This is a genomic window from Pseudomonas sp. EA_65y_Pfl2_P78 (assembly GCF_963970495.1).
GTDB lineage: Bacteria > Pseudomonadota > Gammaproteobacteria > Pseudomonadales > Pseudomonadaceae > Aquipseudomonas > Aquipseudomonas baetica_A.
This window is the reverse complement of sequence record NZ_CAXAON010000066.1, coordinates 1-8930: the sequence shown is the minus strand read 5'-3', so window position 1 is coordinate 8930 and position 8930 is coordinate 1. Positions and strand designations below refer to the sequence as shown.

Here is an 8930-nt window from a genome sequence, read left to right as displayed (position 1 = left end):
GTCGTAGGTTTCACCAGTGGTTCCCTGGTGCTGGTCAGGAATCGAAATAAAGCTCTTTAGCAGGATCTCCATACCGATCGCTGCATTGACTTGCGCTACGTGCGGTAGATGTTGCGCATCCAGCAGCTCCGCTGCTTTTAGGTAGCTGTGCGCGCTTTCCAGCATCCAGCCTGGGAAATGATTCATTGATGTTTTTTCCCTTATTGGCAGATGCTGATTTTCTCACCTTGAGCGATATCGTCCATTTTTGGAAGATAGCGTTCAAGGATGAGCTACCCCTAGCTCATCTGATGAGCTACCCTACTCTTTTGATGCTATATAGTTATAACTACACTAAATGCTTGTTTAGTTTAGTTATATCTCGTTGTTAGGTATCTGGAATTTAGCGGCTAAAATTTTGGGGTGTCGAAATGTACTATGAAATTCTGATGAAGAATCTAAACCAAATCCTCACCGAAAGAGGCATCAGCAAAATGGAGCTAGCCGAGCGTGCTGACATTTCAGTTTCTTTTTTCTCGGATCTCACAAACGGTAAAGCCAATCCTTCACTCAAAATAATGGAAAAGCTCGCTACCAGCCTGAATGTATCGCTGCCCTCCCTCCTCTCTGATCATCCGGTTGGAGCACCCAAGCCAGTTCCAAAGGGTTTCGTTGAGATCTCAGCTGTACTGCCGGAAATCAAAGCGTTCCAAGTAAAACGCTGGCAGCAAGAAGCCGAAAAAAGTCTCTCAAAGATCGACTAAAGTCGGAGTCAGAAAAAGCATCAGCTCGGTGGTCGTCACCGACTTTGTTTCACTCCTGAAGAGCCATCCGAGTAATGGAATGGCTCCTAAAACTGGCACAGACTTCTGCACCACGTTGTCGGATGTCGAGTAAACCCCTCCCAGCGCGATTGTTTGGCCAAATTTGGCCACTACTTTAGACGTGAACGATGCCGTGTTAATTGGCGGCACACCATTTAACGCATTTGAGAAGTCCGGCTCATCCTTGGACAGTTTTATATCGAGCAGAATGCCCTGGTCATTGACGATCGGTAAAACGTCCAAGGATAAAGCTGCTTCTTTGAAAGAAACCGATGTGGAGCCCTCGCCGGCAGACTGCTGGTAAGGGACATCAAATCCTTTGATGATTTTTGCTTGTTGACGGTCAGAGGTGACCACGCGAGGTCTAGATATCACCTTCCCTCCTCCATTTTTCTCCATTGCATTTAGCTCAAGATCGAGCGTCAGCGCATCCGTTACGATTCCAAAACCTACCGAAGACGACAGCGATCCGACATCAACAAAAGTACCGGAAGCGGCCACGGCAACTGCTCCCTTACCGGACTTAGCCCCCCAGCTGACACCCAGGCTACGACTATAAGAGGTGTCAACTTCTACAATTCGAGCCTCAATCATTACCTGCTTACGGGGGAAATCAACGGCTTTGAGATACTCACGAAGCTCATCAATACGAGCGGGCATCATGCGGGCCAAGACTAAAGAGGCACTGTCGTCAGCTGTCAAAGACTCACCTTGGAGAAGACTGAATGCTTTAATAGCGTCGCTCCCCAACACATGGGTGACTTTCAGAATCGTATTTTTTTGAGGTGGCGACACAGAAAAATCACCGCCAGGTAACGGAGGTGAAGAAAGATCAGCAGTGCGCAAAGAGTTTGAGAAAAGTCGAGACACCTGGAGAAATTGCCCATCGAGTTGGTAAACCAACCCCTTTGTTTTTACAACATAGTCAATAGCACTATCCCACGATACATCTTGCATGCGCATGGTGATCGACCCCGTCACTGAGTCATCAGCAACGAGATTCAAATGTTTGTAATCAGCTAACAACTGAAGTGCTGCACGAACCTGAATACTGTCGAAGTCAAACGAAAGATGATCATCAGCAGCAGCAAAGGAGTATGCAGAAAAAAACAAGGCTATGAAAACTAGAATGCCACGCATAGATATTCCACTGGTCTTAATGATAATTTCAGGACTGCGCATTAATTGGTGACGGTGTTTGCGCTACGCTGAACACCGTCACCAATCAGTGCGCTTCCCAGTGAGTTAGACGAGCTTGATGACCAAGTTGTTATTTTCGAGCCATCCACTAAGCAATACGCCTCTTGAAAATCATCGAAATATCGACATTTACTAAATGAGATATAACGCAAACGGCCGCTTTTATGGGAAATGACCGCGACGGAATTCGGTTGATTACGCACATTGGAGTCAGGCCTTGCTACATGAACAAACCCTACAAGACGCCAATCATTCGAGACGGGTAATTCAAAAGGCTTAGGAAGTGACTTGGGTTGTTCCTGGACGACCACAGCCGGCTCATTAACTTTAGGGCTTCCGCCAAAAAAAGACCGAAGCCCCATGTATGAGAAAATAGAGCCTACTACGACAATGATTAGTAACGACCAAAGCCCCCACGACCGAAATATAGAAGATCGTCCATCCGCGGTTGTTTCATCTCCTACTCCACCTGAAGTCGATTGCGTTGCAGAGCTATAGTAAGCGAATACTTTTGCATTGAATTTTCCACCGGTTTGACGGATCAACTTGCTTTTAGGTGGAGAATCCCCGGTAACATAACCATTGTAAACATCGACGCGAAAAACTTTCTTGGATAGCTTTTTCATCCGATACGTTGTTTCGATCAACGTACATGCCCACGCGGCTATTTGGGACAGGTCTTGCGTTACCAGCACGACTCGCATCGAGTTTTGATGTTCGTCTACACGATGACGATGCTCCGCTAAGAGAGCTTTATCAGTCAAACTTGCTTGGTTTGCTTTCTGCCCTTTAGGCCAGCGTCTCCATACCTCATCAAGTATCAGCACTGAACCGCTGGGCACTAGCGAAGAAAGGTCCGGATGTTCATACCAGTCGGAAGGTAATTGGTATATTGAACCACCAAAATCCCGGATTAACTCTTCATCGTTAAGTGGGATATTAGTAACAACGTGTCTGCCCTGCTTAAGGGATGGTAAAACCACATGTTCAACAACGCCATAACTTTTCCCATGGCCAGGCTTTCCTACATAAGCATCAATAGCCATATATCACCCGATGAAAGGAATTCTGCGAACTAGAAAACGCAAAAAATAAGCACTGGTGACCACTGATATTCCATAAGGGATCTGCATCATATTCATGAAATACCAAACAGACGACGGGATGGTTGTAAAAACATCTCCTGCGCTCTGAATGAGACCCATCAACCAACTGGTACTGATCAGCTTTAAAAATGACTCCCAGATCCACGTTATTATTTCAATCGGTATATCAATAATAAACTGTAGAAGCTCGCGAATTATTGATAATAGCCACTCACCGAAAGCAGACATAGCAACCTCAATTAAGCAGATAGGAAGACACGTAAAGCGAGCAATGACCAGCACGCAAGAAAAACTATGTTGAGCGTAGGGGAAATTGAATTAAATAGAATGCAGTGAACATCGAGAACGATAGTAGTGCCAAGAATCTGCACTGTGGATGTTGGGCACGTACTAACAGTAGACATTGAACTCATTTTTTGGGTGAATTCATTTACCGCCGTACCTATGTCTGACTCATTAAGATCAGCCTGCATACCTGTAATTAATGCATCATATGCAGCGGCATTTGATTCTTTGCCAATGACTGATTGGGCGTCTAAAGCTCCTGGCGAAGAGAAAGAAAGCTCGCCATCAAAAGTGCCATCGCCATTGCCACCAGACCCGTTACCCCCTGTGCCGCCGTCATTCCCGCCTGATCCACCATCGGAGCCACCGTCACTGCCATCACCAGGGTTAGTACTTGGGGTGAGAGGATCTCCAACCTTGGGCGCACTGTATCCGTACTCCGCAACGCATGCAGGACGCTGGGTGTTAAGACCCACAACGTAGTTACAAAAACCACTAGTTGTAGATCCTGAAGTGAGATAGCACGTACTGGTAGTTGCAGATGAAGCCAAATAGGAACAAGCGCTATGGCAAATATCATTAGTGATCGAACCAATAGACCAAGCCACATAATATTTATCTCCCGATTTTACAGCTGCTGAATCAGGCCCGCGACTTTCTAAAGTTTCTGGACAAACTGCAGCCTCTTTTTGAAGCCCAACCGAATTGGAAACCACGTTAGTGGTGTAAAGGATGAGATCAAAATTACAGATCGCTGTAGATGCAGATGTAGTTGAGCACGCTTTAGCTTTCCATTGCTTGTTCGGATTTGTGTTCGCTGCGACCTCTGCTGCTACATAAGCTTGCAAGAATGCCTCAGGAGTCTCTTGTGTGCCCGCCGTCTTGCACGATGCCGGCGTAGCACTCAAATACGTGTCATTGCACTTCCATGCAGCATTGACAGCGCATGTATAGAGTGGAAGCAAAAGAGCGAGAAGAAGGTAGCGAACTTTCATTCACCACCCCGCAAAGACAGCAAAAGCGCACCCTGAACCGATACAAAACATGGCGAAGTAATATAGTTGATCCATGATGTGATCTCCGGGCAATAAAAAGGGCGCCCGAAGACGCCCAGGTTGAACTGGTTGGTAACAATTAGCGACGAAGGAAGCCAAGTACAATAGTTGCACCTTTGATTCCTGCGTACACAACAGCCATAGCACTGGCAACAGCGAGCACGCCTGTGCCGATAGTGCTGAAATCAATGCTGCTGGTCAGCGAGGAATAATCCCAAGCAGCAGTAGGATCTGCCGCGAATACTGGAGCAGCCGCGATAGTAGTAAGAACAGCAATAGCAGGAAGCTTCTTGATCATGATTTTTCTCTCACAGTGATTTTATGAAGTTAAGAACAGTGCGAGCTCCCATCCCCAAAACCATGCAACTGGCGACAAGCATAAAACCGACACCAAAGGCATGGCTAAGCAAAACGGGATCAAGCTGAGATGGGTCAAAAGGAGGCTGAGCTTGAACTGCCTCCCAAATCCCCGAGCATTGAGGGTAACCACCCTCAGTTTTAAGCTCGCCAGTGCAGCGAACAAAATTGGACATAGGGCTTATCGCTATGAAGCCTTAGAAGGAGTGGTATCGAAATTTTGTGGTTTGCCATCACCTGATAGATAGAAATCAAAACCGGCATTACCAGCCTTAGAAGCCCATGCAGCTACAAACACGGGAACTGCTACTGCTTTGCCTTTGTATTGGTTCCAAACGTTGTTAAGCCCCTGCTCCATGTTTTTCTTGGAGAGTTTTACTTTAAGGGTCTTTACTTCCGGAAGGCCATATTGGTTGACGTCTTGAACCTCAAGCAGAATGAGATTCTCGGTGAAAGTGTTTTGGCCGACAGTACGGTTGTCAGTATGAAAACCGTGGCACAGGCCGCTTAGAGTCAACATGATTTACCTCACAGGATTATATTTTGGGCGAGTGCCCGGTTCACGATATGCCCAGCTAGGAATTTGGGCGTTTGGATCTCGACGGAAGCTACGCAGGGCTTGGCGTCCCTTGTTCATTTGGACGACTTCGGCGCATGAAAACGATAGGAAGTGCCGCATGATTGAATTCACCAATGCGTTCGACTCGGCAGTGACACCGAGCTGCTCAATCACTTCGAGCTCCACTGTACTGCGCAGGATCAGATATTTTGACCGTTCCATTAAGCCGCCTCGACAGTTGGTTCGACGTACCAGCCCGGGCGCTGGCTATTGAAATCGACCTGCACAAAACGAAGAATTGGTACAACGTTATTTTGTTGATCCGAAACTTTGAGTTTCTGCAAAGCTGCCTTTGAAATACCGCATTCGCAAATATCTCTGATGTGGTTGTAAAAGCTGGCCCGATTCATCGATGCCTGGGTTTCTTCCCAGCCATAATCCTTCAAGCTGCGGTACGTTCGGAACAGACTACGAGCGTAAGCGTCAGAGGTTTTACCAGGAATAAAGATTGGTGGTACCGAGACTCCACCGACCATTTTTTCCTTGGTGTAACGGCCTTTGCCTTGTTTAGTGTGTTTTTCAAGAAGTGCGGCCAGCACTTTTTCATCGTTAATAACTCGCATCTGGATTCCCTCAAAGGCCGCAAAAAGGTCTTTAGTTACTTGCTCCCAACACCACTGAATAAAACAAATGCCCTGCTCTGACAGCGCTTGCTGGTGACGAATCAGGTCATTAAGTAGATTTGAAATTCCGCGACGGTTAAACCATCGTTTGGCAACGGTCACTTCAAGCCGAAGCAGATTTTCTGACCATGCTTGCAGATCTGGATTGCTGAGAACTTTTACAGTTCTTGCAGCGGATAGATCGCCGCGGCCGGCCTTCTTTGCGTCCTCCAGTTGCTTCATGAACTCTGGATGCTTGAGGTAAATCTTCAGCCGTCTCAGGCGAGAATCTTTGGCTCCGAAATATGCCGTAGTTTCGTAGTCGTCTCCCCTGCCCTTCATTTGGCCATTGGAAACACCACGAATGGCCTGAATAGCCTGTCTTGCCGTGCGTTCATCCGGAAGCCTGCTCGAGTACGTGCAGTCGATGTCGTAAACCTCACAACAGTCCACAGCGAGCATTTCAAAAAGCTTGGGGTACGTACCGGCAAGCCATTTGAGCATCGTCAATGCGCCCTTTTCGATGCATGTCGGGCCAAAGACGTTGTGCCCTTGAAGAAGCTTCGCCGGTGATGCTTTTAGCTCAACGCCGGGCATCAGCCGCTTTCCCATACTTTCGTGAAAAACCTTCATGGCCATCGGCGTGAAGCCAGTGCCGAGAGATTCCCACGCATGCCGAAGGTATTCGGCGTGCTGGGTGCCCTCCTCGTCGACGGTGATTTGAGCTTGTAGAGGAACGCCGAGTGACTCGATATCGACCAGGTGCACGGGATCAGTTCGACCATCAACACCCATCAGGGTGATGTGCTCAAGCTTGAACGGCACAAAGAGGTGGATTCGATCTAGCATCTGTATACACGCAACAAATCACATTTGCGGTGATCGTATGCGAGTGATTAGTTACGTGTCAATACGCAACTTGTATACGTGTAACCAATGGGCAAAAATCAGTTTTTCGACATGACCTAAACTTTTAGGAAAATTATGAGCACCGTCAGAATCGATCAGGAACGCTGGGAGCGTTTAGAGAAGAAAGAAGTGGAATTCACTCTGAAGCGCAAAAAACTGACGAAGAAGTCAGAGATCATCAACATCTTGCTGGATCGCGTTTTGGATCGAGTGAAAATGACCCCTGATGGAGAAATCTACATCGAGTCAGACGATGGGAAGCCACCAGTAAAAGTCTAACCGTTAGACAAGAGTCCACCATTAGAGATAGTGGACCCTGCTGCGCAGGGAACCGTGTTCGGCCCCTGAAAAAGCAGCCGCTCTTCCCTCCCCCAAGTCGCAAAATTCCCCCAGCCTTGGCCGAAAAAATGAAGAAAAACGAAGGCTTAAAGCGGTCTACGCCAAGGGTTGGGGCTGTAAGAACCCTGACAAAATCAGAAATCCTCGCGCTGCGAGAAGACATGGAGTCTGCATCACGATGGATGAAAAATGCTCTCAAGCAGCGACGGCAGCAGACAAATTTTAGCGGCTAAAACACGCCCAAGTAGCTCGTTTTTTTAGCGGCTAAAATGAAATCCCTCAAATGTCGATAGCGAGAAAGTACCCAAATAGTGCCGTTTCTATGGCTAAAACAGGGCAAATCGTCCTGATTTTTTGGCTAAAAAGCGTCGAATCGAGTGAGGAAAATCCCTCAAGTGTCGATAAGGAATGAAGCGTTGAATTAGGTACACCCGCCTGTCAACGGAAGATAGATCAGCGAAATAAGTCAAAAGGAGTCGTCGATGTCAGTTCAAATCTACACGTGTGGTCATTGCCACTTTCAATTCAACTGGGGTGTGACCACCTGCCAAGGTTGTCTCGGAACAGTAGTTTGGGGAGCTACCCAGAAAGAGAAACATGAAGCTGGACTGTTCGGAGCTGTCATCGGCGCCGGTGTAGGTGGCTTGGTGATGTTTGGTCTACCTGCAGCACTCAATAAGTACCTCGGCATGAATGTGGCGATGGGCTTTGGCTTCGGTCTTGGAGCGCTCGCCGCTATCGCGGTTTTGGCAGGCATTGGTTACTTCAAAGGGTCCCTCAGTGCCGAGAAACAACATCGTGGGGAGTGCAGAACATTTCGTTAACTCGATAAAAGCTAATCAGGGCGCGAAGTGATTCCAAGGCGATCACTGAAGCACCGACCGCGAAAAAAACCCCAGGGCTCTCACGAACGCTGGGGTTTTTCTTTGGACGGTAAACCGGCCGGCTGCACCGGGTATCGGCGCACCAGGTGCAATGCACTAGCGAGGATCTGCGAGGCGCCTAATGCCCTTCGGGCAGGTCAAGGTATGGCAGCTAAAAAATGACAAAGCATCAACGTGCCAACCGAACAAGACCGCGAGCTTCGTGCCAAATGCGAGCAGCATCAGGGACTCGGAAATAGACGTCTTCAAAACCACCACCAGCGCCGTGCACTATCTCCCAGTGTGTTGAATTTGGATCATTTCCGAAAAGAGCACCGCCGTCTGCCAAGATATGGTCAGACTCGTCTCGGACGTAATAAGGCTGCTGAATCGCGGGATGAGACTTGAAAGAATCAATGGTGTCGATGGGCAAAACGGAGACCAAGAGTGTATGGCTGCCGTCACACTCCGAATGACCGCAAGGAAAAGTGACCTTGAAGTCAGGCTTCCAGTTAGAGACTGCGGAAACATTTGTACTCCATTGCCAGCCAGCAAGGTCAAAAAACGCGGCCCATAGAGCAAGCAATTCGGTTTGAAATTCTAATCCTTTATAGCTCACAGACATCTCGCTGCTCCTCTGGTAAACCTGATAGGTGGCTTCAAGAGTACAGCGAAAAAAGGCCTCGCATAATAGACGTTATGGCTAAATCCTCGCCGGGGCTTCGCAATTTTCCCGGCGTCGGATTCTGCCCTTTCGGGCGGCAAGTACCATAACGTCGGCCTCATTATGCG

The 8930-nt window shown here is 48.0% G+C and carries 11 protein-coding genes and 1 pseudogene; 3 read left to right on the top strand and 9 right to left on the bottom strand.

Features of this window, described 5'->3' with window-relative positions; all coding sequences use genetic code 11:
- Window positions 1-186 (bottom strand): annotated as a pseudogene (locus tag AACY02_RS25655) (hypothetical protein); the annotation flags it as partial.
- 224 nt (window positions 187-410) lie between these two features.
- On the opposite strand from AACY02_RS25655, the gene AACY02_RS25650 reads away from it, so the two are divergent.
- The gene (locus AACY02_RS25650; protein WP_339434326.1) at window positions 411-743 is read left to right on the top strand and encodes a helix-turn-helix domain-containing protein; all 333 of its coding nucleotides are present in this window, start codon (window positions 411-413) and stop codon (window positions 741-743) included.
- Here AACY02_RS25650 and AACY02_RS25645 read toward each other — a convergent pair.
- The 7 genes from AACY02_RS25645 to AACY02_RS25620 form a co-directional block, all read right to left on the bottom strand.
- Window positions 729-1943, bottom strand: a complete 1215-nt coding sequence (locus tag AACY02_RS25645) for a type IV pilus secretin PilQ (protein ID WP_339434325.1) — start codon at window positions 1941-1943, stop codon at window positions 729-731. The genes AACY02_RS25650 and AACY02_RS25645 overlap by 15 nt on opposite strands.
- A 41-nt stretch (window positions 1944-1984) precedes the next feature.
- Window positions 1985-3049, bottom strand: coding sequence for a zonular occludens toxin domain-containing protein (locus AACY02_RS25640; RefSeq protein WP_339434324.1), 1065 nt, complete (start codon window positions 3047-3049; stop codon window positions 1985-1987).
- A gap of 3 nt (window positions 3050-3052) precedes the next feature.
- Window positions 3053-3337, bottom strand: coding sequence for a DUF2523 family protein (locus AACY02_RS26155; RefSeq protein ID WP_445262008.1), 285 nt, complete (start codon window positions 3335-3337; stop codon window positions 3053-3055).
- Between the two features lie 11 nt (window positions 3338-3348).
- Window positions 3349-4389, bottom strand: coding sequence for a hypothetical protein (locus AACY02_RS25635; RefSeq protein WP_339434323.1), 1041 nt, complete (start codon window positions 4387-4389; stop codon window positions 3349-3351).
- A gap of 139 nt (window positions 4390-4528) precedes the next feature.
- Entirely contained in the window at window positions 4529-4747 is a 219-nt protein-coding gene (locus AACY02_RS25630; protein ID WP_339434322.1) for a hypothetical protein, read from the bottom strand.
- Between the two features lie 246 nt (window positions 4748-4993).
- Entirely contained in the window at window positions 4994-5326 is a 333-nt protein-coding gene (locus tag AACY02_RS25625; RefSeq protein WP_339434321.1) for a DNA-binding protein, read from the bottom strand.
- 260 nt (window positions 5327-5586) lie between these two features.
- On the bottom strand, window positions 5587-6876 hold the full coding sequence (locus AACY02_RS25620) for a phage/plasmid replication protein, II/X family (RefSeq protein WP_339434320.1): 1290 nt from the start codon (window positions 6874-6876) through the stop codon (window positions 5587-5589).
- Window positions 6877-7011: 135 nt separating this feature from the next.
- Here AACY02_RS25620 and AACY02_RS25615 point away from each other — a divergent pair, with 135 nt between their 5' ends.
- Both AACY02_RS25615 and AACY02_RS25610 read left to right on the top strand, forming a co-directional pair.
- Entirely contained in the window at window positions 7012-7215 is a 204-nt protein-coding gene (locus AACY02_RS25615; RefSeq protein WP_339434319.1) for a hypothetical protein, read from the top strand.
- Window positions 7216-7757: 542 nt separating this feature from the next.
- Window positions 7758-8099 carry a hypothetical protein gene (locus tag AACY02_RS25610; protein WP_339434318.1) on the top strand — a complete coding sequence of 114 codons (342 nt, stop codon included), beginning with the start codon at window positions 7758-7760 and terminating at the stop codon, window positions 8097-8099.
- A gap of 229 nt (window positions 8100-8328) precedes the next feature.
- On the opposite strand, the gene AACY02_RS25605 is transcribed toward AACY02_RS25610, so the two are convergent.
- Window positions 8329-8763, bottom strand: coding sequence for a hypothetical protein (locus tag AACY02_RS25605; protein ID WP_339434317.1), 435 nt, complete (start codon window positions 8761-8763; stop codon window positions 8329-8331).
- Between the last annotated feature and the right edge of the window lie 167 nt (window positions 8764-8930).

Coding starts and splice junctions, on each gene's coding strand:
- AACY02_RS25625 (WP_339434321.1), bottom strand. CDS start 5,326: ATGTTGACTCTAAGCGGCCTGTGCCACGGTTTTCATACTGACAACCGT.
- AACY02_RS25650 (WP_339434326.1), top strand. CDS start 411: ATGTACTATGAAATTCTGATGAAGAATCTAAACCAAATCCTCACCGAA.
- AACY02_RS25640 (WP_339434324.1), bottom strand. CDS start 3,049: ATGGCTATTGATGCTTATGTAGGAAAGCCTGGCCATGGGAAAAGTTAT.
- AACY02_RS25630 (WP_339434322.1), bottom strand. CDS start 4,747: ATGATCAAGAAGCTTCCTGCTATTGCTGTTCTTACTACTATCGCGGCT.
- AACY02_RS25615 (WP_339434319.1), top strand. CDS start 7,012: ATGAGCACCGTCAGAATCGATCAGGAACGCTGGGAGCGTTTAGAGAAG.
- AACY02_RS25605 (WP_339434317.1), bottom strand. CDS start 8,763: ATGTCTGTGAGCTATAAAGGATTAGAATTTCAAACCGAATTGCTTGCT.
- AACY02_RS25610 (WP_339434318.1), top strand. CDS start 7,758: ATGTCAGTTCAAATCTACACGTGTGGTCATTGCCACTTTCAATTCAAC.
- AACY02_RS26155 (WP_445262008.1), bottom strand. CDS start 3,337: ATGTCTGCTTTCGGTGAGTGGCTATTATCAATAATTCGCGAGCTTCTA.
- AACY02_RS25645 (WP_339434325.1), bottom strand. CDS start 1,943: ATGCGTGGCATTCTAGTTTTCATAGCCTTGTTTTTTTCTGCATACTCC.
- AACY02_RS25620 (WP_339434320.1), bottom strand. CDS start 6,876: ATGCTAGATCGAATCCACCTCTTTGTGCCGTTCAAGCTTGAGCACATC.
- AACY02_RS25635 (WP_339434323.1), bottom strand. CDS start 4,389: ATGAAAGTTCGCTACCTTCTTCTCGCTCTTTTGCTTCCACTCTATACA.